We start from the raw sequence: 23,234 nt of genomic DNA on the forward strand, positions 1-23,234 counted from the left end.
GCTGGTTTTTGCCTAAATTTTAACACACCAATAAAGTCAATTTAAAAACATGAGCTTAAGCAACCACTATCATTTCGATAGGCTTTACCCTTTAAAGCCTAAGAATCCCGTATGATCTGAAAAAAACCAAAGGCAGGTAACCTGAATGGTTAAATAGAAATAGGTTCTTTAATGATAACCTGCCTTGGTTTTATTTCGAAGAGCTCTTCTTAAACCAACTAACTAAAATTCATGAAAAAAACGATAATTATATTAGTGATGGCTATGCTTTGCCTAATTTTTACCCAAAGACTTCCCGCTCAGACCTCTACTATTCAAGTCCTTAAAATTAGCGATAGATTAAGAGATGCTTTTTGGAGTCAGGAACACCAGATCTACTCGAACGGCGAGGTTAAAACACGGACTCTGAATGAATTCAAGGGAAAGATCCTGATCCTCGATTTTTGGGCCACCTGGTGTGGAGGATGCCTGGCCGAATTTCCAAAACTTTCGAAGATTCAGCAGAAATTTGACAGTTCTATCCAGATTATACTGGTAAACTGCGAAAATACTGGCGATACAGTCGAGAAGATTAAAACTTTCCATAACAAAAGAACTGACCTATTTCCCGGGCGCTCATTGCCTGGGGTAGTTATGGATAAATTCTTAATGCGCTCATTTCCACATCGCTTTATCCCACATTATGTATGGATAGACCAATCTGGAAAAATCTTAGCATTCTCAAACAGCACGATGGTAAACGAGGCCGTTATCCAGCAGATGATTACACAAAATAAATCAAAAGAGCAACCATGAGATACGTACTTATCATTTTAATAGTGGCAATTACAGGTAGTGCTTTTGGCCAAAATATAATAACTGGACAAATACGTGCTAAAAAAGATTCCCTGCCCATTGCAAACGCTATAATAAAAATATCAGGTCAAACTTTTAAAAGTGATCATGAAGGTAAATTTAAACTTCCGATATCAGCAGAAACTCAAAAAATTTACATCCACCAATTTGGCTATCTGGATCAGACCATTGAAGTAGATAGTAAAGTTAACAGGCCTCTATTGATTTTTCTGAACGAAACCGCTAACCAACTTGAAGATGTGACTGTAAGTACGGGCTATCAGAAAATCCCAAAAGAACGTGCAACAGGTTCTTTTACCCAAATTGACAACAATAGTCTAAATCTGCAGTCTGGAGCAAATATATTGGCACGCCTTGAGGGGATAGCAAGTGGCGTTCTATTCGATGCGAAAGAAACCAATACGAACCAACGCAAACTCAATTTCAGCATTAGAGGATTAAGCAGCATCAATGGACCATTGGACCCGCTGGTTGTGCTTGATAATTTTCCGTATGAGGGGAACATTGCAAACATTAATCCGAACGACGTGGAAAGCATTACCATACTGAAGGATGCTGCTGCGGCCTCAATATGGGGGGCGAGAGCAGGCAATGGCGTGGTCGTCATTACAACTAAAACTGGCAAGTTAAATCAGACTATGTCTATTGAATTTGGCGGCAATGTTATAATATCATCGAAGCCCAGATACGATAAATTGCCAGAAATATCTTCAGATCAATTTATTAATGTAGAACAGATGCTCTTTAATAGAGGCTACTTCGAAAATATAATTGGCTCACAGCCTTATCTGGCACTAAGCCCTGCTGTTGAAGTATTCTTAGCCAGGAGAAACGGTACACTTTCAGCAATCGATTCTGCAAAGCAGATTAACCTACTTAAATCGAAAAGTACATATAGCGATTACCAGAAATATTTTTTAAGGCAACCTCTTTTACATCAGTATTTTATCAACTTAAGTGGTGGTACATCTAAAAATGCATACTCGGGTTCTGTGAGCTTTGATCAGGCCTATTCCGCTCAAAATAGCAAAAGCGATAAGGTTAACTTGCGTTTCTCAAATACTTACAAACCAACAGCTGGATTGCGCATCGACATTGGCTTTTATTACACAAATAGCAATAACCATAGCGGCAAGCCCGAAGTAAGTTTACTTACGGTTGGATCAAAAAAAATTCCTTACCTGGATCTCGCTGACGAGGATGGTAATCCATTAGCAATCCCAGTTACCTATAGTAAAAGATTTACCTCTACCGCCGGGAATGGTAAGCTTTTGGACTGGAATTACTATCCGCTTGATGATTATAAACATGCCCTGTCCACTGAGAACCTCACAGACCTGCTGGCCAATGTCGGCATCCGTCAAAGGATATTACCATGGCTTACTTTAGAGGGTAAATTTCAGTTTGAGCGTCAGCAAGATGTATTGAAAGGCATTCAGGATGAATTTAGCTATGGGGCACGAAACCTCGTTAACAGCTTTTCTCAGATTGGAACAACCGGACTAGTGACATATAATGTGCCCAAAGGTGGCATCCTGAATGTATCTGAGACAAATTCGACATCCAAAAATGCCCGTGGCCAAATTAACGTAGACAAAGCCTGGCGAAAACATGCCCTGGTTGCAATTTTAGGTGCTGAGCTGAAAAGTTTAGATAACCAGGGTAATGGCGATATCTATTATGGGTACAGAGAATCACCGCTTCAGATTGCCAATGTTGATCTGGTAAATAGTTATCCCAATTTTATTACTGGGGGAAACCAGAAAATACCTGGAGGACCCTTAATCAGTCATTTGGTAAATCGCTTCATATCTGTTTTTGGCAATGCCAATTATACATTTTTAGATAGGTACTCCGTATCTGCGAGTGCAAGAAAAGATGCCTCGAACCTGTTCGGTCTCAATACAAATGACAAATGGAAGCCCCTCTGGTCTACAGGTTTGAGTTGGAATATTTCAAAAGAACCTTTATATCATATAGAATCCCTCCCCGTATTAAAATTGAGGGCTACTTATGGCTATCAAGGCAATGTAGATTTATCACGCACAGCGCTTACCGTTATGCGATACGCGTCGAATAACGCGGCCTCCAATTTAGCTCAGGCCAATATAACACAGCTTGGCAATCCTGAACTCAGATGGGAAAAAACAAGTCAGCTTAATGTAGCGTTGGATTTTAGCTTATCAAATGATATACTGATAGGTAGCCTGGAATACTATCACAAGCAGGGCAAGGATTTATACGGCCCTGTAAGTTATGACTATAGTACCTGGGGGAGTAGTGACCAGATTACCAAAAACGTTGCAGAGATGAGGAGTAATGGGATAGAGTTGAATCTGCAAAGTAAAAACCTAAATGGGGAGTTAAAGTGGAATTCACAATTCCTGTTCAATTACAATACAAGCATTACATCTGATTATTATGCGCCTACAGGATATTCGGCTGGTATAATTGGTACAGGCCAGAGCATTACACCCATAATTGGAATGCCGCTTTACAGTATTGGCAGCTACAAATGGGCAGGCTTAGATTCAAAGGGGAATCCACAAGGTTACCTGAAGGGAAAAATATCAACAGACTATGCTGCGATCAGGAACGATGTGAATATCAACGGAGTCGAAAGCGGCAGCATTACGAATCACGGATCCAGTATACCTAAAGTACTGGGATCGTTAAGCAACTCATTCAGCTGGCGCAACCTGGAACTTTCCATAAACTTATCTTATAAACTAGGGTATTATTTCAGGAGACCATCAATTTCTTATGATCAGCTTTACAGCCAGGGAGTGGGGCATCAGGATTTCGACAAGAGATGGCAAAAAGCTGGGGATGAAACGATAACAAATGTGCCTGCATTGGTTTATCCTGCTGACAGTAACCGGGACTATTTCTATTCTTTCTCTGAGGCAACGATAGCCAGGGGCGACCAGATTCGTATTCAGTATATCAACTTTAGCTATAAGCTACAAAACGAATTTATAAAAAAAATTGGGGTTGGTTATGTCAGGCTATTCGCCTACGCCAGCAATCTGGGCGTAATATGGAAAGCAAATAAGGATCATATTGACCCGGATTATGTTTACGGTCTGGCGCAGCAGCAAAATTATACTATCGGCATGAGAGCAAAATTTTAACCATATCAATGATGAGAAATTACAAGTACACCAATCTGAATTGTAAAAGCAAAGCACATACTCTGTTATTCATTCTTTTAACAATCGTCTCACTTTCCTGTAAAAAATATCTTGAGGCTAAACCTGATGATAAATTGACTTTGCCGGAGAATTTACAGGATTTGCAGGCGCTATTGGATAACGCAATCGTAATGAACAATAAAACAGCATGTTACGATGAAGCCTCCGCCGATAATTATTTCTTAACCCCGGCAAATTATCTGGCAATTGGGCTTAAAGGACAAGCGGCTTATAGCTGGCAACCGTATCCTAACAATTATACAAATGACTATGCTTCTGCGTATTTAGTCGTTTACAACAGCAACGTTTGCCTTAATGCATTGGATAAAATTGAAAGAAATCAACTTACCGCTTTAAGTTTCGACAACGTACGTGGTTCCGCACTTTTTTTCAGGGCCTCACAATTCTTAAAGTTATTATGGATATACGCAAAGGCATATGACCAGAGCTCAGAAAATGATTCCGGTATAATTTTACGTTTAGGCACTGACTTCAACGAGGTATCAAAGCGTTCTTCAATAAAGGATTGCTACGACAGAGTGATTCAGGATTTAACCACCTCAATAGACTTACTACCCAACATTCCTCAACATGTTCTTCGACCATCAAAGGCCGCAGCATATGCTATGTTGGCCAGAACATATCTCTCTATGCGGATTTATGATAAGGCGTATGAATTTAGTGATAAATGCTTGAAAATAAAAAGCACTTTAACCGATTATAATAAAATTAGTCCGTCTGCAACTTCTCCCTTTCAGAGCTATAACGAAGAAGTGATATTCCATAGCGATATCAGCACAACCTATTATTTCAACATTTCTCCAACATATTCCAGCATTGACACCACCTTATATAGGTCGTATGCGTCCGATGACCTTCGCAAAACACTTTATTTTGCAGCTGTAGGTAACTACCAGCAATTTAAAGGCAGCTATGCGAGTAGAGGAATTGGTACCAGGCCGCTTTTTACAGGCATAGCAACTGATGAGGTTTATCTTATGCGTGCCGAAGCACTGGCCAGAATAGGTGACCGGACTGGTGCTATGAGAGATCTTAATACTTTGCTGAAAACAAGATGGAAGAATTCCATCCCTTATAAAGAATTGATGGCCGAAACTGATTTGCAAGCGTTGAACTTGGTCCTTACTGAGCGCAGAAAAGAACTAATTTATAGGGGGCTTAGATGGATGGATATGAAGAGGTTAAATAAAGAAGGGTACAATATAATAGTGAATAGAACAATAGATGGAAAAACATATATCCTCCTTCCAAATAGTGACAAATATGCTTTGCCTTTGCCAGCTGATATTGTTGTTTTAAGCGGTGTAGATCAAAATCCAGGATGGTAAGAATTACGAGATAGCGTAATGCTATCTCGTAATTGCCTGTTAAGGGTTTTTATAGGTTGCACCCAAAATAATTGTGTGATCAACTATCGGATTTTTATGAGCTCCGCTGGTAACTGCAACATTGCTATTAAGAACCCGAGTGGCCCCAGATGGGGATGTATAAGTCTGGTCAACTTCAATTGTACAGCCATCATTCACCCCCTCACATTCTGGCAGGTCTTCTGGAGAAACTAAAACCCAAAGAGTTTTATCGTTTTCAGAACCGGCGGGGCCAGTATATCTGAAATAATCTGAAGCACGTTTGTGTTCAGTTGTAGGTGAGTTTGATGGTTTAAACGCAAAAGTTAAACCCATAATTGCAACTAGTGCAAGTGTAAACACAGCTCCAAGCCATGTTTTTTTAGTATTAAATGATTTGGTATACATACCGATATTGTTTAAATTTAAAATGATTTAATTATGGTCGCCCTTGTGGCGGGCATTCCGAAAAAGGACTGTTCAGCTTTGGACAGCCTTTTTCCTTTTATCAGGCCTCACGGCCTCGCCGGGAACAGCGCATATTTTCGAACATGTGGAAAATAAACAACTACTCTCTTTTGGGCATGGCATTTATTGGTTTGAGTTGATACAATTGAAATTATTATTCCAGCTCTTGCATCAAGACATTTTTTAATGATACTGAGCAATAGCATCGCCAATTCAGCAGGGCAGATCCCGAAAAATATTCCCGGTATCCGTTCAATCCATATCGCTATCCTTGAAGTATTCATAATTCATGTCTTTAACTAACATTTACCCTTTGCAACAACCTGGCTGTTGCCTGCCAATTTTTAAAGATATTTGCGCTTATCGCTGCGCCTGCGCCCCTTGTGAAAAGTCCGGTTTAAAACTTGCGAGCACCCGCCGGTTTCCGCACCAATAACCCAATCAATCTCCGGGCGGGTTATCTTAGCGCTTTCTACTTAACGCCCGGGAAGGGCGGCTGAACACAGGTGCTGCCCTGCATATTTTCAGTATCACTTATAACCCAATCAATTGGGCTTTATTTCTTTTTCGGAACGATGTTTTTCCTGTTCTTTTAGCCTCTTAATGAGTTCCTCCCTCTTAGCTGCACAAATGATGACGCTTTCCCGCTGCTGCTGATAATGGATAACCTGCCTATTTCCCTGACGGGCAAGGGTTTCCAACCTCAGATCCGTTACCTGATCCTCACAGGTGCAATTTTCTTGCGGAAATAGTATCGCCAGGCCAACTGCAATGATCACTGTGATAAACCCATAAAGGGTTTGATATATGTCCCTTTTTTCGGCTCTTTTAAATCTCATCCAAAGAAATTTATACTCTTTTCTTCCAGGGCCTGACGGCTGTTCATTGAAATCATTGCTCATTACCTATCGATTGCTTGAATAAAATTAGGCTTATCCCTTCAGAAAAACAGAAGCAAAAAGGACGTTTTTGCGTCAACTGCACCAATTTTGGAGGTGAACTGTCCCTCTATTTGATGAATCGTCCCTTACGACTACCCAATAAAAAGGTGTTTTTGTATTTTTATGAAACTAATAAGGCAGTTTATGCATGACAAGAAATCAGACGGCCAAAACCTTCCAAATTATTTTAGCCCCGGCTTGATGATGGTGATCTCGCTATGCATAACGTTTTGTTTAAACTGGCCAACAATGAACTCGCGTTTTTGGCAGACATTTGCACAAAGCTGGTACCAGATCGCATTTGCGAATACATTTGCGACAATGTTCATCATGATAACCTTCACCAATTTTTTCACAGGTTATCTGGATTCAAAGTTACTATGGGAACAAGATTTTTGGAAAAGGCTGGTTTTTCAGATTCTTTTAGGATTTATGGTACCGATACTCATCTGTTATCTTTTCGGCTGGATTTCTTTTTATTTCCTTAATGTCAATATCAGCTCAACAAGATATATCCGGAATATGTACAGCTTACTTGTGCTGATCTGTATCACCATCAATCTCCTGCATATGGTATACTATTATGTTTCAAGATCTACAATATGGTTAAACCGCGATGTTGCAGAAACAAAACCAGAGCCAATTACACACCTCTTTATTCCTGATGGAAAGGGACAAAAGAAAATTTCAACCGCAACTATAGCCTACATTTTCGTAGAAAATGGAACGACCTACATTCAACATCATAACGGCGAACGTAATGTGTGCTTTATAGCTTTAGACAATCTTTACAAAAAACTTGATCATACATCTTTTTTCAGGGCTACCAGAAGTTATATTATCTCAGCCCTCGCGGTAGAAGGCTATGGAAGAACCGAAGATAAGGGCCTTTTAGTCAGATTACATCCAAAAATTTCAGAGCCCTTGTATGTCAGCCGTTTAAAAGCCGCCCGATTTGTCGACTGGTTAAGGATAGCTGATTGATAAAGCCCATAAACAATATCCTCATTTACCTTGGATTATAAATCGGTGAATAATTTAATGCACCACCTGTCCCAATAGAGTTTAGCAATAAATATTAATAGGAGGATTCAGTTTTTTCCGTATATGCAAAAGCAAACGAAGGGAAGGCCTAGGGGATGGGGTTTGCAGGCCGCAATTGTGCGGGGGCAATCCAACCGGCCCTTATTAATTTAGCCTCCCGGACACTTTTGCTATACCCTTAACGCTGCATACCCCGACCTTGCTTTCTTGACTTTTTACGTCTTCGCTTTTCAGCCTCCTCAACGGTATCTGCCGCAATATCGGGAACATAAACAGGCGCGATCAGTACCTCTAAAAACTCTCCAACTAATTTACCTGTCACCTGCAACATATCTCCGACAGAAGAAAACAATCCTTTAGCTACATCACGAGCAAGATCATTAGCTACTAATCTACTTTGATAACTTTTTGCAGCCCCCTCCAGCAGAACATCCAGCTGCTCCCTTTGCTGTAAAGTGCCGTTCTTTAAAATATTGGCATGGGCCAGCGTATCTTTCAGGTTTCGCTCAAAGCCAAACTGCTCATCAAACAAACGTTCCCCACATTGCTTAAAAGCCATCCGGTCAAACTGCCCCATTTTTTTGGAGTGCTCAGCATTTTTACCTTTCGAACTGTTCATGGGACTGAGCTTTATTTTATTGCTAATATCCCTGCGGCTGACGATTACCTGTACATGCAGCTGGTTCCCGTTCTTTTTTTCTCCACGTTTGCGGCTACCATCTTTAACCGCTGCATCCTTATGGCTGTAGTACCGGTTGTGCTCAACTTTCCCAAACCAGAGCAGATCCTTATTACTGTTTATCCCAGAGCGTCTGAAATTCTTTGCATATTCATCCATTACTTTCTCCGTATATACTTTCAGCACATTTTTCACATGAGGATCCCCAACCGATTTCCTTAAATGCTCCAGTTCCTTTTGGCTTGGACTGATGTTGATCAGGAAAAACTTGGCCTCATGTCGCCCCAGCTTGGCATTGTTTCCATCCAGTGCCCTGCGCACTTCATAGGCCTCCACATCCTGCCGGCTTCCATTGAACCATAGTTCTGGCTGCTTTAGATCCTCAGTCCGGTTCTCCTTTTCCAGGTAATTTACCAGCCCACTACTGCTGCCCTTGTTACTGGCTTCCTTATTGTCCGTAATATTGATGTACATGGTTATAAAAGATCAATCTGGTTTTTGGCGATCCTGATCAGGTCCTCTTTCTCCTTGGCCGAGGTCATTATACCAAAAGCATCCCTGTTTTTGATGTAAGTGCCAAGTATGTAGTGAAACTGTTTTTTAAGCTGCTCTTTGGTAGATAGTTTCATTAGGATGCTTTTAAGCACTACATCTGTATTCGATAGTCTGCTGCTGTAGTTTTTTCCAGCTGATAAAAGTTCATCCTGTCCACTAGCTAGCGTACCACTTTTTTTCTCCAACTCTTTAAGAAGGTTATTGATATCTAGCTGGGCACCCGTCATCCGATCCACCTCTCTTTTGATCGGAATAAGCAGGTCATTTTCCTGGGTCTTGATAAAACCGATGTAATCCTTGTGCTGTTTGAGCAGTGTATTCTTCAACAGCTCATCATTGATATCCAATGGATCTTTCTTACTCCGAAAGAAGTAATCCACCATCTGCGCAAAAACCAACCGGTTCGGGCGGCCAAGCTTTTGCGCGATCTTATCCATTTTGACCGCGATCTGTGCATTATATTTTATGGTTCTTAACGTTTCCATTTTCAGCTCTTCATTGTTCATTAATTAACTTGTTATATACATTACAGTATATATTGCCCTATAGATATGCAGCTATATGACTATGCACATATCTGTATATCCTGAACCCTGCCAAGGGTTCCTGTTTCTTTAATCCTGCCGCCGTCAGCGTCCAAGAGAACCCCTGGAGGGTTCTCCAAACAGCCTTTACGATAGCGTAAAGGCCAGATGGTGAGGCTCTGCCCAACCACCGCTTGCTCCTTTTTTTCTGGAAATGAAAAAGGACCTTTTGCATATTGCTTTAACCCCTCAGAGTTTTTTAGTGGGAGACCAATCCCAACAGCTCTCCCATAAGAATTATTCAAAAAAACTATTTTGAAATGCTCAATTGTTATGTTGCACTCACAACATCCATAGTCGTCCTTAAGATAAATTGCAGCTCAACATAGTTTCGTCTTCAAGGTTCCAGGATACCCGGCTTCCGAGGAATGGATTATAGGATGGGCTGTAAAAGATGTATCCAAAAACCTGAAGTTCACCAATACACTTGTGATAGGTCGAGGTTGAATAGATCTTGGATGAACGCATCAGCTTGCTCCGGCTCACCTGAAAAGGGTGAGTTAACCCAGAATCTTCCGAAGCAAAGATCAGCGCAGCCAAAAGACTGACGTGAAATGCTGAAAGCCTTTGATCCGCCTGAATCCGGTCTTTGAGATAATCAAGATTTTTATTTACGCTCCCCATGTGCCTCCCCCCGAAATAATCTTTTCACAACAGCATTTTCAGGCGTCCCGTTACCCAGTATACGCCTGATATCCTCACGGCTAAAATATACAATACGGCCAATCTTGGTAAAGGGCAATTTGCCGCTCACCCGTAAGTGCAGCAAAGTACCTGCAGAAATTTTCATCAGTTTCCTGACCTCAGAACTTTTCAGGTATTCATCAGGCGTTGCCATTTGGAGCGGAACAATTTTTTTGATCTCTTCGATAAGCTCGCTTTTTAGTTCAAGCAGATCACTTTTGGTTACCAGGTCTAAATTCATATCTCTTAAAATTTAATGATCGATGCTCTCCAGCTAGCCATAACAAGAAGCTATCTGTTTGGAGATTTCACATCAAAAGTGAGAACAGAAACGTGTAATCAGATGCCCAATGGAGATGTTTGGGCATCACTGCGCATTAAACTACGCTAATGGTGATCAACAGGCTTAACCGGAACAATATTAAAAGCCCTATCCTTGTCGGATATAAAAATATATTTAGAAGAGTCTTCAGAAGAAAAATAATTCTGAGCGGTTGCCAGCGGTATCGGTTTATCTCCATGAACAAAATTTTTGGCAATCATCTTATACCAGGGGCTGTAACCCTGAGTTCTCACCAGTCTTTTACCATTTGGAAGCACCAGTTCTTGAAACTGGCGCATTAGATCCATAAATGCCGCTAAATTTCCGCTGTTGATTACTATTTTTTCACTTGCCTCATACTGCTGGATTTCATCGAGCTGAGCCTGTAAATCTGCCAGATTTCTTTTAAGCTGCGTAATTTCTGCATCCCTTTGACGCAGCATCTTTTCTGTCGAAGTGTTTACATTCCATTCATCAATGGTATTTAAGAATCCTTGGAAGGCTTCTAATTTATCAAGGTTGGCCAAGTGAATCTCATATACGGATCTGAATGGATCCTTAGCTGAATAAAAAGTAATTCTTCTTTGGATGCTTCGGTTGACCTTGCGAAAGAAAGCTTCTTTTCCATTCGGATTTCGTCTCAGATAATGATCTAGGTGAAAATCATAAAAGGCTTTATATTCGCCATCTGGCAGGCTATACAGTTTTAGGGCAAAAAAATTATCCTCTAATTTTTTGTTAGAGAATATTGGATTACCGATTTCATACGTATGTGGAGAAAAGTCAAATCTTCCCCGAAATTTAAAAAAACGTTCTGTCATGATAAATTATGGAGTGAGGTTCCCTTTTAGTAAACAAACAGGGAACTGTTAACAATTGAAACCAATATACGACTATTGATTAGCTAACTGCCTGATATCCCATTTCTGAATTTGTTTTTTAGGAATGCAAGTTAGTTTATTCAGATCCTTCCTGAGTTATTCATGGTCTTACTTTAAAAGGCATTTAGCACCATGATCCAAAATTAAACCTTTTTTTTAAAGGGCGTGTTTGGGAAATTTTTTTCATCGATAATAAAGTGTCCTATAATCATGCTTCTGCAGTTTTTTTATTTAGTTCACAATGTAAAAAACTGGAATCAACGTAGCTTACTCCAATATTATTTAATTAAGGTGGAAAAAATTATCAAAATAGATCGGACTTCTTTTATATTCGTTTTTAATTCCTTTTAACGTGCTCAAAAAAATAAAATCCGAAAAAGGAGCATTATGCTCTAAATTAATCTATAGTGAATTGATCTACCTCAGATCAAGTTCTGAAAAAAAACTATATACAATCCTTATTTCAATTCATGAAAGTAATATTGTTAAACACGCATGTTAGATCAATCTTACTCATTTTCCAATTTCAGAACCATCTTTGAGATTGAGAACCGCAAAGGTGGTATAGAAAAGCATTTTTTTTCTAAGGAATACTTAGAAAAAAACGAAGAAATTGCAGAAAAAAGGATTCAACTGGAAGATTACATTCCAGTTGAGGAGGAGGATCCTACCTTAATCCAGTTGACAAGAGAATTCGAATCTCTGCTCGCACAAAAGGAGACAATCTTGGAAAACGATCTTCTTGCAATCAGTCAGCAGGTTAATCAAGTTGACTTTAGCTTTCATTTGAATAAGTTTAAGGATAACTCCGAGAAAATAGTGTATACCGTTGATAAAAGCAATGCATCACTATTTGCAATGAAACAGCTGCAGCACAACATTCATCGAAGCTTTAGTGTAAAACAATCTGACCGTTATCAAATTGTAAAACAGGTTAAAAAGCTGTTGCAAGATAACTTTGAAAAATATATTGTGAGGACTGATATAGAAAATTTCTATGAAAGTGTGCCGCAGCAAACTCTGATGCAGATTATAGATGGGAATCAGCTTCTCTCACCAAAATCAAAGAAATTGATTAGAAACCTTCTTTATCATTTCAATGATCTTAGTGGACAACTTAGTCTTCCAATTGCTGATCGCAAAGGTGTACCCCGGGGGGTCGGAGTCAGCGCATATTTAGCTGAACTATACATGAGGGTTATTGACGAGCGTATTCGACAACTCCCAGGCTTGGTCTTCTATGGTCGCTATGTCGATGATATTATAGCCATATTTTCTCCACTCAAAAAACTTGTTTCTAATAGCTGTCTAGAAAATATTGAGCGTATTGTAATTGACCAAGGTCTGAAATTAAAGAAAGGCGTTGCTGGTACACCAAACAAAACTTACGAAATTAATGCATTTGACAGTTCTGCGGAAAATTCATTAGAATTTCTGGGATATCGCTTCAGGTTGAAAGGCAAACGTTATGATGGAATCTATCTTTCAAACAACAAAATTGAAAAGTACACTTTTAGGTTAGCGACGAGCTTAAATGTTTTTATAAAGGATTGTGTATTTGATTATAACAATGCAAAACGACTTCTTATTCATCGGTTAAATTTTTTAACAAAGAACACACATTTACAGCGACCCAAGAAAGGTATCATTGGAATTTATTATTCAAATAGCTTACTTGAAAAGGACAGCAGCTGCCTTGATAAATTGAATCAAATCATGTACGGATTGATTGACATCAAACTTCCACTAGGATCTCATCCTCAGCTAAATCCGAGATTGAAACGCTTTTGCTTTCGCAAAGGATTCGCCGAAAAACAGTTCTTCCATATTTCTTCAAAACGAACTACTGCTGGAGGAACGAGAGGTAAAAATATTCCCGATATGAGACCCAAATCGATGAAATTGGCTAAACCGAGTATTAATAATTTTGAAAAAATTGTTTTAGCCTGGAAAAAATGAAGAAGAGAAATACTAAGACACATAGCTATACCAAAGATAGAGCCGTGCTGTCGGATACACTTGCATACGAAACTCCACTTACCTTCTCTAATAGATATTTTTACCGGTTTTTGAGGGATAATCAGGTAGGTCTACATACCTCTACAGAAAAAAATACATTCCAATTTGTACAATTTAATGGCAAAGAAGATGCGATGCTGGAAACTGTAGTCAAAACTCTTTTCCACATTGGTGAGGTCAAGCCAATACAGGAAATAAGATTCAACAATGTAAATGCTTTTCAACATGCAATTGATAATCTTATTGTTCACGCAGGATTAACAAGTTTTTCATTCACTGCTTATCCGAAATCTATTTTAAAAATTTTGGATAGAAAAAACTTTCTGATCCTATTGTCTAGAATTGAGGGTTTAAAAGGGGAAACTAAAATTATTTCAAATAGCCTGAAACGTAATTATGTCGGTCATATACAAAATCACTCTGTGACGAGAATCATCTCTCTTTTGTTTCAAACATACTGCAATGTAGCTATTGATATTGAAAAACACTCTTTAAGATGTTCAACATCGCACCCCATTTTTTCTTCATTTTCGTCATTTAGCATTATTAGAGAAAACTGCCTAAAGCTGAATGATAAAAAACTCCGGCGAACTTCCTTTAACTATAAGATCTCGCATAAAGAAAATGACCACCGCGAACTTTCAATTCCCCATCCAAAAACACAGGCCGAACTGGTCGGGTTCTATGAGGATTATAAAGAGCTCATAATCTACTATTGTAGTCTAAGTCCTTTTTCTATTAGGAAGCCGCATTCAATTGCTAATTACATTTTTTTTAACGACAGACTGCATATTAAAAATAGGGGAGACAAATATGACAACGTTGAAGAAAGCGGGAAAGAATACGAATCACTAAAGACGTTCTTTACCTATCGAAAATATCCAAACATACACCGCTTTTACGAAGATTATAGATACCATAGAGCTGAGAAGAAATACAATTCCATGTTCAAGTTCGACATCTCAAAATGTTTTGACAGCATTTACACTCACTCAGTAGCTTGGGCTATATACGGGAAAACGATAGTAAAGGAGCGATTGAAAGGGGCTGATATTACTTTTCCAGGACGATTTGATAGTTTTATGCAGAATGCGAATTTCGGTGAGACTAACGGTATATTGATTGGGCCCGAGTTCTCCAGAGTTTTTTCCGAAATAATTCTGCAAAGTATAGATAAGGAAATTGAATCGTCGCTTAGAGAAGAGAAGGCCTTAGTTTTTAAGCGTGACTACGAGATTTATCGTTATGTGGACGATTATTTTATATTTTATAATGATAATGATACGAGAGATGAGATCCTTTCTCAATATAAAGTGGTTTTAAAGATATTCAAAATGTCAGTATCAGATGTGAAGAATAAGGAATATAGCAAACCGCTTATCACGGAGCTAACGATTGCCAAGGATAAAATACTCGAACTATTTGATTCTGAACTATGCTTCAGCATAAAGAAAAAAGAGAAAACCGAGTTTGCGGATCTTGACTTTCGGTGTAATGCTAAAAACCTGATTACAAAATTTAAGATTATCATTAGTGAGTCTGGAGTAGCTTACAAAGACATCATGAATTTCACTTTAGCTGTATTGAATAAGCGTATCGACAAAGCTGTTGAAAAGTTTGACGACTATTATAGTCACCTAACTCGATATGAATACAAAAATACACACGATCCAGACGTTTTTACGGTAGATGATGTGACAAGAAAGTTTAAACATGAAAATAGCTTTACGAATTTTCTAATTGAAATGTTAGACTTTACCTTCTTTATATATGCTGTAGATCCAAGAGTGAACTTTACGATCAAGCTTTGTCGTATTCTTTCGAGACTAATAATGATCTATACTGAGAAAATAAAGTTCTTCACCGGCGCATTCAGGAATATGAGGCTCCGTACGGGGCCAATATACACAGAACCGCAGTCCAAATTTTTGCTTGAAAATCGAGATCGGATGTTTAAGAAAATATCTGACGAGATCAGGTTAATTTTAGAAAAGAACAAAGTTAAAAAATATGCTCAGATTGAGTCTTTGTATTTGTTGATTGCAGTGCAGCAGCTTGGCAAAGATTTTAGTTTATCCCCAGCCCTGTTAATCAAGTATTTTGGTTTCAAACGTTTGGAAACTGGTGAGCTTAATTTCGATTTCATGCCCAACTATTTTGTGATAACGGTTTTGTTATTCTATATTAGGGACGCAAAAGCCTACATAGAGATTACTGACCTAATAAAGTCCTGCATTCTGAAAAAACTAAAGAATGTGGAAGGGGAAAAAGGAATGGACACGGAGATTACGTTACTTTTATTTGATATATTGGTATGCCCATATCTGGGCGCAAAATTCAAGAGAAAGATGCTTGCCGAGTTCGGGATAACAAAAGCATTAGAGCAAGACCATCTTATCAATTTTAAAAAGAGGCAAAAATATTGGTTTACAAAATGGGACAAGTTTAACTTCCTCGATGAGATTGAGGCTAAGATTGCTCACGAACCATATTAAAATATTGGGGAAGCACCAGTTGATACAGGTTAATCTATCGCATATCTTTTAGATGCCACACACCAGCTTTCCCACTTCACCCAAAAGGTGCCCCGCAAGGGAAATTATAGCCGGATCACTGGTAGGCTATTTTTTGTTTTTCAGTTTTCAAAATTTCACTTGCTGTAACGCTATATTGTTCTTGCATATACCTACCTTAAAAAAACCAGCTTGAGATGGAACAGAATAGAGACATACAGGTTGCGTTAGCACATGAGTTTTGGTGTCGTAAGGTAAACCGTAACAGCGAACTTTCTTAAAAAACATTTAATCTTGAGATTTCAATTGCTAGGCAGACTAGTCACTAAGAGTAACTACCCACATGTCATTACCAAAAAGTAATCTTCAAAAAATTATCCAAGTTAGTTGTGCGATTATCGTTTCTGAGGATCGTAAGATATTAGTTACCCAAAGAAGTGCAAGCATGTCATTACCGTTAAAGTGGGAGTTCCCTGGCGGTAAAATTGAAAAAGAAGAAAGTCCAGAACAAACAATTGTTAGAGAAATTAAAGAAGAGCTAAATATTGAAATTAGCATGAGTAATAAATTGCCATCGGTGACTCACCATTATGAAAACTTCAGCATCATTCTCATTCCTTTTATCTGCAAAATAGAGCACGGTGAGATAAAACTCAGCGAACACCAAGCATTCCGTTGGCTGAATCCTAATAAGTTATTAGATTTGGATTGGGCAGAAGCTGATATACCAGTGGCTCAATATTACTTACAAACGCTCAATAAATAAAATATGTCATTTGAACTCGGTCTGTACGAACAATTGATTACCAAAATAATTGCTTCAAAACTCGACCAAATGGATGAGGAAAAGTTCTTCATTCAAAAAGCTGTACTCGATAAATCAGAAGCGGCCAGATACTTAAGTGCTTATCTTTCTGAAACTATCCAGTTTGCTTTACAACAAATAAAGGAAGGCGAACACGGCGGCATTCAAAAGAAAATTGAACTATCCAATCAGATTATACAGGTACTTATTTCTGCGTTACCCGATTTAACCCTAACCAATAACCTAATAGTCTCTGAAGGGCAACTCTTAGAAGCCGTTTTATCTATTGAAGATTCACCTTTTCCTGACCTAAAGGAGCGGGTAAAGCAGATTATGCCTTATACAAGATTAAGTCAGAGCGAATTATTTACCGGCAGTAATGCAGGCATCTCTTTAGAAAGTGAAATCAAAAAAGAAATCCTATCAGCCGATGAAATCTGCTGGCTCGTATCCTTCATCAAGTTTTCGGGCATTAGGATTTTTAAAGATGAACTTCAAACTTTCACCAACAGTGGGCGGAAATTAAAAATCATCACGACCACTTACATGGGGGCTACCGATGTAAAGGCAATAGAATTCTTATCGGGATTGAAAAATACAGAAATTAAGGTTTCTTATAACACAGAGCATGAACGGTTGCATGCAAAGGCTTATTTGTTTTTAAGAAAATCAGGTTTTGATACGGGTTATATTGGCTCTTCCAATCTATCCCGTTCAGCATTGACCAATGGCTTAGAGTGGAATTTAAAGGTCACCCAAAAAGAAATTGGGCACATTATAGATAAGTTTAAAAAAACCTTTAATACTTATTGGGCCGACAAGGAGTTTGAAAGTTATACTATCGGTACTGACAAAGCCAAATTAGGCAATGCTTTAAAGCAACAAAGCACCCGCAATGATCGGGGTATTCTATCTTTCTTTGATATCACGCCCAAACATTTCCAGCAAGAGATTTTAGAACAATTGGAATCTGAGAGGATCAATCATCACCGCTATAGGAACCTCATTGTTGCTGCAACCGGCACAGGTAAAACCGTTATTTCCGCATTTGACTATAAACGGTTCAAGGATCATAACCAGCAGGCTAGACTACTCTTTATTGCGCATAGGAAGGAACTACTTGAACAGGCTCAGGATATGTTTCGCCATGTGTTACGCGATGCCAACTTTGGAGATTTGTGGGTAGACGGAATAGAACCGATACAATATGAGCATGTTTTTGCATCCGTACAAACCCTGAATAACCGCTTGCCTAGTTTAAAACTAAGTGCTAACTTTTACGATTTTATCATTATTGATGAGGTACACCATATTGCTGCAAACACCTACCGGCCAATCTTAGACAGGTTCAATCCTCAAATATTGCTTGGTTTGACTGCTACACCCGAGCGGATGGACGGCGTTGACATTTTAAAAGATTTTGATCATACAATTGCAGCAGAAATCAGGCTCCCAGAAGCGCTGAATAGTAAACTCCTTACCCCATTTCAATATTTTGGCATATCCGATTCAGTGGATCTTAGTCAGGTTCAATGGAAAAATGGTAGGTATGAAAGTAAGGAGCTGACGAAAATTTACACCAGTGATGACCGGCGGGTTCAAGAAATCTTAAATAACTGCGAACAGTACCTCACTGACGTTCATCAGGTAAGAGCACTTGGTTTTTGTGTAAACACCGAGCATGCCAGGTATATGGCAGAAAAATTTGTATTTTACGGCTGGAAGGCAGATTACTTAACTTCTGAAAATGCATCTGCTAAACGGGACGGAATTCGTAAGCGCTTATACAATAAGGAAATTAATTTTCTGTTTGTGGTAGATATGTTTAATGAAGGAATAGACATCCCAGAAGTTGATACTGTGCTTTTTTTAAGGCCCACTGAAAGCTTAACCGTTTTCTTGCAACAGCTAGGCCGGGGTCTGCGCCTGGCACCAAACAAAGATTTCCTAACAGTGCTGGATTTTGTAGGTCAAGCGCGTGTAGAATATGATTTTGAACATAAGTTTAGGGCACTTGTAGGAAAAACCAATACACCTATTTTGAAAGAAGTGGAAGGAAATTTCCCGCACCTGCCACTCGGTTGTAGCATAGTTTTAGAAAAGAAAGCAAAATCCGTAATTCTCGCTAATATTAAAGCAGCAACAGGGCTAAATCGTAGGCAGCTTATTGTTAAGCTACAGAATTTCAAACACCAATCGACACTTGGTCTATCTCTGCAAAACTTTCTGAACTTTACAGGCTTGGAATTAGCCAACATCTATAAAAAGGGGAGTTGGAAAAGGTTATGTGCAGACGCGGGATTAATAGAGAATTTTCAAGAGCCCCTAGAAATTCAGATTACCAAAGGCATTAAAAAACTCATGCAGTCCAATTCTATTTCTTACTTTAAATTTCTTTTGAATGTTATTGAAAATGATTTTAGCATCAGTGCACACGTTACAGAGGAGGAAAGGTTAATGAGCCTTATGTTCTACTATGACTTTTTCCAATCCGATAATAAACCTGATTATAAAACCCTATCGGATTCTTATCAGGCATTGAGATCAAACCCTGTAATGTTAGGCGAATTAAAGGAAGTGATTCATTACCTTATTCATCAGGTTAAATTTGTAGAAAAACCAATCAGTCTACCATTTGCGTTTCCATTACGATTACATAGCAGATACAACAGAGACCAGATTTTGGTGGCCCTGCAGCTTCATCAATTTGAAAAAGCTTCATCCAACCGTGAGGGGGTAGCTTTAAATAGCAAGCTCAATACAGAAGCCCTATTTGTTACTTTAAAAAAATCAGAAAAAGAATACTCTCCCACAACACTATATGAAGACTACGCCATTAATGAAACGCTATTTCATTGGCAGTCTCAAAATGCAACTAGTTCAACCTCGCCCAAAGGCAGATCGTACATTGAACAAAAAAAACTCAACAAACACATTTTAATCTTTGTGCGAGAGCAGAATGATGACGAGTTTGGGAATACCATGGGCTATGTGTTTTTGGGAAAAGCGGGATTTTTAGAAAGTGATGGAGATAAACCCATGAATATTCTATGGGTGCTGGATGAACCTATGCCAGCATACATTTGGAAAGATACTGCTAAATTAGCCCAAGCCTAAACCGAAAATAATTACTGAAATTTCCCAGCATCCATTATGGATTTTTTCTTAAATTGGACACGATTAACCCTATGACAGAAGAGCTAACTGCAGCATTATTAAAGTTTAGAGATGAGCGTGACTGGGCTCAATTCCATAATCCGAAAGATTTAGCGCTCGCCTTAAATATAGAGGCCGCCGAACTTCTGGAGCTTTTTTTATGGAAAGACGCTAGTGAGGCCAATGTCGATAAGATTAAGGAAGAGCTAGCTGATGTTTTTTCCTACGCAATATTGCTAGCCGAAAAATACAAGCTCGACATTAAAGAGATCATTCTTGATAAAATCCAACTCAACCAAGCAAAATATCCAGTTGATAAAGCCAAAGGATCAGCGAAAAAATATAACGAACTATGAGCGCGTCTCTTGAAATCTCTATTGACGTTTCTGATCCGTACGACTTTAATAAACAGAGCCTAAATAAAATCCAGCAGAATCCATGGGTAAAAAGTCAATGGCCCTTGGTATACTTCATTCAAAACCAGACGACAGCCGAAGGCTATGTAGGAGAATCTACTAATGGCTACAGCAGAATAATAAGCCACCTGGCTAATTCAAGCAAAGCATCCGCCTTTGATCAGATTTCGATTATTGGATGTGACAAATTCAATAAATCAGCAACACTGGATATTGAGTCCAATCTTATTCGCTACATCGCTGCTGAAGGTACTTACAAACTGCAAAATGGTAATTCAGGATTAGTAAATCATAATTATTATCAGAAGGACTTATATAAGAGTTTATTTAAAGAAATTTGGACAAAGCTTGTAGAAAAAAAGTTTGTAAGCAAGTCTCTCAGAGAAGTTGAAAATTCTGAGTTATTTAAGTATTCCCCATACAAATCGCTTAATGAGGATCAGTATAATTCTGTATTGGAAATCCTTGAGGGGTTGACTCAAGAGCGTGATCAAACCATCTTTGTTAGGGGTGGGGCTGGAACAGGGAAAACAGTTGTTGCAACCTACTTAATTAAACTGCTAGCCACCAATATACTTCGGATCGATATATCGGAATTCAATGATGAAGAACTCAGAGAGGTGAGTTTCATCCAAGCATTTCAAAAAAAATATCCAAATGCCAAAATAGGATTAGTTGTTGCCATGTCATCCCTGCGAGATTCGCTTCGGACAGTATTCAAACAAGTTCCTGGTTTAAGCTCATCAATGGTCATTAGCCCATCCGAAACTTTTAAAAACAAAGAAAAATACGATTTGCTCATCGTAGATGAGGCGCATCGATTGCGTCAATACAAAAATATCAGCTGGATGGGCGCATTCAGAAAGAATAATCAAAAGCTAGACTTGGGAGATACCGGTAATGAGTTAGATTGGATTATGGCAAATAGTAAAAACCAAATCTTTTTCTATGATGAAGCGCAGTCTGTAAAACCATCTGACATTCCTGAGGCACATTTTTCTAAACTTTTAGTTGCTGATCGAACACTAAAATTAGAGCTTCAATCACAAATGCGCGTGCAGGGCGGCGAAAATTATATTAAGTTTATCGATGAACTATTAAAAGTACATCCTGAGAGACTTCCCCTATATCAATCGACAAATTATGAGTTGGTTTATTTTGACTCACTTGCGGAACTCTATGAGGAATTAGCTAAGAAAGAACAATATTTTGGTTTGTGCAGAATGGTAGCAGGCTTCAGCTGGCCTTATCAATCGAAAAATGATAAGGATGCCATTGATATAGAAATCGAAAGTTTATCCTTTCAGTGGAACCAGACAGAAGAAGACTGGGTGAACTCTCCAAACGCTTTTAAAGAAATTGGATGTATCCACACCACTCAAGGATACGACTTAAATTATACAGGAGTAATCTTCGGCAAGGAAATCGACTATAATGTGCAAACCGGCCAGATCGAAATCGACGCAAAGCAATATTTCGATGTCAATGGCAAAAAAGGAATAGCCGATCCGGCTCATTTGAAGTCGTATATCATCAATATATACAAAACTATACTTTATCGCGGCATTAGAGGCAGTTTTGTTTATGCCTGCAAGCCAAACCTGGCTGCCTACCTGAAAGAGCATTTGATCATATTTCAAAAAGACACTATATCCGAATAGCTAAGTCATAAACGCTTAACAAATCTTAAACAAAATCTAATCAGAAATATTGAATTCTGCTCTTCAAAAATACCTAAAAGCATTTGTAGGCCTTAAACGTGGTATTACTAAATATGGCCTTGCTCCACATAAGCCAGTTTTATTACTTAGCTTAATTGAACTTATAGATAAAGGTGCAGTAACCAACAACCAATTTGAAGTAAATGCCGATTTGGTAGCAACTTTCAAAGAAAACTGGCTTTTACTCGTTCCGACATTACATCAATCAGATTTTACTCAGCCGTTTTACTATTTACAGAGTGAAAAGGTAGCAGGCAAATCCTTTTGGTTGTTACAGCCCAATTTGGGCATGCAGATTAATTCGCACATTAAGTCAGTGAATCGATTAAGCGAAACTTGTTCCTTTGGTTACTTTGATCCAGAGCTCGCTGTTTTATTGACTGATGAAACAAATAGAATGATTGCAAGAAATCTTTTATTGGATACTTATTTCTCAGCTGATAAAGCTAATTTCATATTGGCGAAAAATCACGGAGAAGGCTACCTGCACCAGCAGGAAGAGTTTGTATTAAATGAACCAGAGGCGAACTATAAGCGGGTTATCATTAACACAGAAGAAGATCTCTTTGTGCGAAACGGACTCTTCAAAAGGCTCATCCCTAAACTCTACGGTAATCAATGTAGCATTACTGGCATGCAGCTTGGTAGCACATTTGGCCACAGCTTTGTTGACGCTTGCCATATCGTACCTTTCAACGTCAGTCATAATGACAAAGTAACAAATGGTATCGCTTTATGTCCAAATTTACACCGTGCTTTTGATCGTGGACTAGTTAGCATCTCCAATGACTATACTGTTTTACTTTCGAATCATTTAATTGAAAACGAGAAACATACCTATGCATTAAATAGTCTGGACCATAGAAAAATTCTATTGCCAAAAGAACGAATCCATTTTCCTGAGCTTGCGGCAATAACATGGCATAGGGAAAATATTTTTAAGAATTAACTAGGAAACCAAAACTGACACTTTACTCCGTAATCATGCGTCAGTTTGAAAACGGAACGATCGGCCATTTTTCCTGAAATA

Annotated in this window: 17 protein-coding genes; 11 read left to right on the top strand and 6 right to left on the bottom strand. The window is 38.7% G+C overall.

Features of this window, described 5'->3' with window-relative positions:
- Positions 1-231 precede the first annotated feature (231 nt).
- The 3 genes from R2S57_RS18870 to R2S57_RS18880 are packed head-to-tail and all read left to right on the top strand — an operon-like array spanning position 232 to position 5,398.
- Positions 232-795, top strand: a complete 564-nt coding sequence (locus R2S57_RS18870; protein WP_316846495.1) for a TlpA family protein disulfide reductase — start codon at positions 232-234, stop codon at positions 793-795.
- Complete coding sequence (locus R2S57_RS18875) at positions 792-3,989, top strand: SusC/RagA family TonB-linked outer membrane protein (protein ID WP_316846496.1); 3,198 nt, start codon at positions 792-794, stop codon at positions 3,987-3,989. Before R2S57_RS18870 ends, R2S57_RS18875 begins: the two co-directional genes overlap by 4 nt.
- Before the next feature lie 8 nt (positions 3,990-3,997).
- Positions 3,998-5,398: a RagB/SusD family nutrient uptake outer membrane protein gene (locus R2S57_RS18880; RefSeq protein WP_316846497.1), complete on the top strand. Its 1,401-nt coding sequence runs from the start codon at positions 3,998-4,000 to the stop codon at positions 5,396-5,398.
- 39 nt (positions 5,399-5,437) lie between these two features.
- Here R2S57_RS18880 and R2S57_RS18885 read toward each other — a convergent pair whose 3' ends face one another.
- Together R2S57_RS18885 and R2S57_RS18890 are read right to left on the bottom strand one after the other, a co-directional pair.
- Positions 5,438-5,824 carry a hypothetical protein gene (locus R2S57_RS18885; RefSeq protein WP_316846498.1) on the bottom strand — a complete coding sequence of 129 codons (387 nt, stop codon included), beginning with the start codon at positions 5,822-5,824 and terminating at the stop codon, positions 5,438-5,440.
- Positions 5,825-6,429: 605 nt separating this feature from the next.
- Entirely contained in the window at positions 6,430-6,786 is a 357-nt protein-coding gene (locus tag R2S57_RS18890; protein WP_316846499.1) for a hypothetical protein, read from the bottom strand.
- A 288-nt stretch (positions 6,787-7,074) separates the two neighbouring features.
- Between R2S57_RS18890 and R2S57_RS18895 the strand changes: the two genes are divergently transcribed.
- Positions 7,075-7,809 carry a LytTR family DNA-binding domain-containing protein gene (locus tag R2S57_RS18895; RefSeq protein WP_316846500.1) on the top strand — a complete coding sequence of 245 codons (735 nt, stop codon included), beginning with the start codon at positions 7,075-7,077 and terminating at the stop codon, positions 7,807-7,809.
- A gap of 238 nt (positions 7,810-8,047) precedes the next feature.
- On the opposite strand, the gene R2S57_RS18900 is transcribed toward R2S57_RS18895, so the two are convergent.
- From R2S57_RS18900 to R2S57_RS18915, 4 genes are all read right to left on the bottom strand, one after another.
- Positions 8,048-9,022 (bottom strand): DUF5712 family protein, encoded by a 975-nt coding sequence (locus tag R2S57_RS18900; protein WP_316846501.1) that lies wholly within the window; start codon positions 9,020-9,022, stop codon positions 8,048-8,050.
- Positions 9,023-9,024: 2 nt separating this feature from the next.
- A complete protein-coding gene (locus tag R2S57_RS18905) occupies positions 9,025-9,609 on the bottom strand; it encodes a BfmA/BtgA family mobilization protein (protein WP_316846502.1) in 585 nt (194 codons plus the stop codon).
- Positions 9,610-10,294: 685 nt separating this feature from the next.
- Entirely contained in the window at positions 10,295-10,612 is a 318-nt protein-coding gene (locus R2S57_RS18910) for a helix-turn-helix domain-containing protein (protein WP_316846503.1), read from the bottom strand.
- A gap of 146 nt (positions 10,613-10,758) precedes the next feature.
- Positions 10,759-11,514 (bottom strand): hypothetical protein, encoded by a 756-nt coding sequence (locus tag R2S57_RS18915; RefSeq protein ID WP_316846504.1) that lies wholly within the window; start codon positions 11,512-11,514, stop codon positions 10,759-10,761.
- A gap of 555 nt (positions 11,515-12,069) precedes the next feature.
- Between R2S57_RS18915 and drt3a the strand changes: the two genes are divergently transcribed.
- From drt3a to R2S57_RS18950, 7 genes are all read left to right on the top strand, one after another.
- Entirely contained in the window at positions 12,070-13,533 is a 1,464-nt protein-coding gene (drt3a, locus tag R2S57_RS18920; RefSeq protein WP_316846505.1) for an antiviral reverse transcriptase Drt3a, read from the top strand.
- Entirely contained in the window at positions 13,530-16,088 is a 2,559-nt protein-coding gene (drt3b, locus tag R2S57_RS18925; protein ID WP_316846506.1) for an antiviral reverse transcriptase Drt3b, read from the top strand. Before drt3a ends, drt3b begins: the two co-directional genes overlap by 4 nt.
- A gap of 361 nt (positions 16,089-16,449) precedes the next feature.
- Entirely contained in the window at positions 16,450-16,872 is a 423-nt protein-coding gene (locus tag R2S57_RS18930; RefSeq protein WP_316846507.1) for a (deoxy)nucleoside triphosphate pyrophosphohydrolase, read from the top strand.
- A 3-nt stretch (positions 16,873-16,875) separates the two neighbouring features.
- A complete protein-coding gene (locus R2S57_RS18935; RefSeq protein WP_316846508.1) occupies positions 16,876-20,028 on the top strand; it encodes a DUF3427 domain-containing protein in 3,153 nt (1,050 codons plus the stop codon).
- Positions 20,029-20,099: 71 nt separating this feature from the next.
- A complete protein-coding gene (locus R2S57_RS18940; protein WP_316846509.1) occupies positions 20,100-20,423 on the top strand; it encodes a nucleotide pyrophosphohydrolase in 324 nt (107 codons plus the stop codon).
- Entirely contained in the window at positions 20,420-22,144 is a 1,725-nt protein-coding gene (locus tag R2S57_RS18945; protein ID WP_316846510.1) for a DNA/RNA helicase domain-containing protein, read from the top strand. Before R2S57_RS18940 ends, R2S57_RS18945 begins: the two co-directional genes overlap by 4 nt.
- A gap of 49 nt (positions 22,145-22,193) precedes the next feature.
- The gene (locus R2S57_RS18950; RefSeq protein WP_316846511.1) at positions 22,194-23,153 is read left to right on the top strand and encodes an HNH endonuclease; all 960 of its coding nucleotides are present in this window, start codon (positions 22,194-22,196) and stop codon (positions 23,151-23,153) included.
- Positions 23,154-23,234: the final 81 nt, after the last annotated feature.

Origin of the sequence: Pedobacter psychrodurus (assembly GCF_032678585.1) — a bacterium.
GTDB lineage: Bacteria > Bacteroidota > Bacteroidia > Sphingobacteriales > Sphingobacteriaceae > Pedobacter > Pedobacter psychrodurus_A.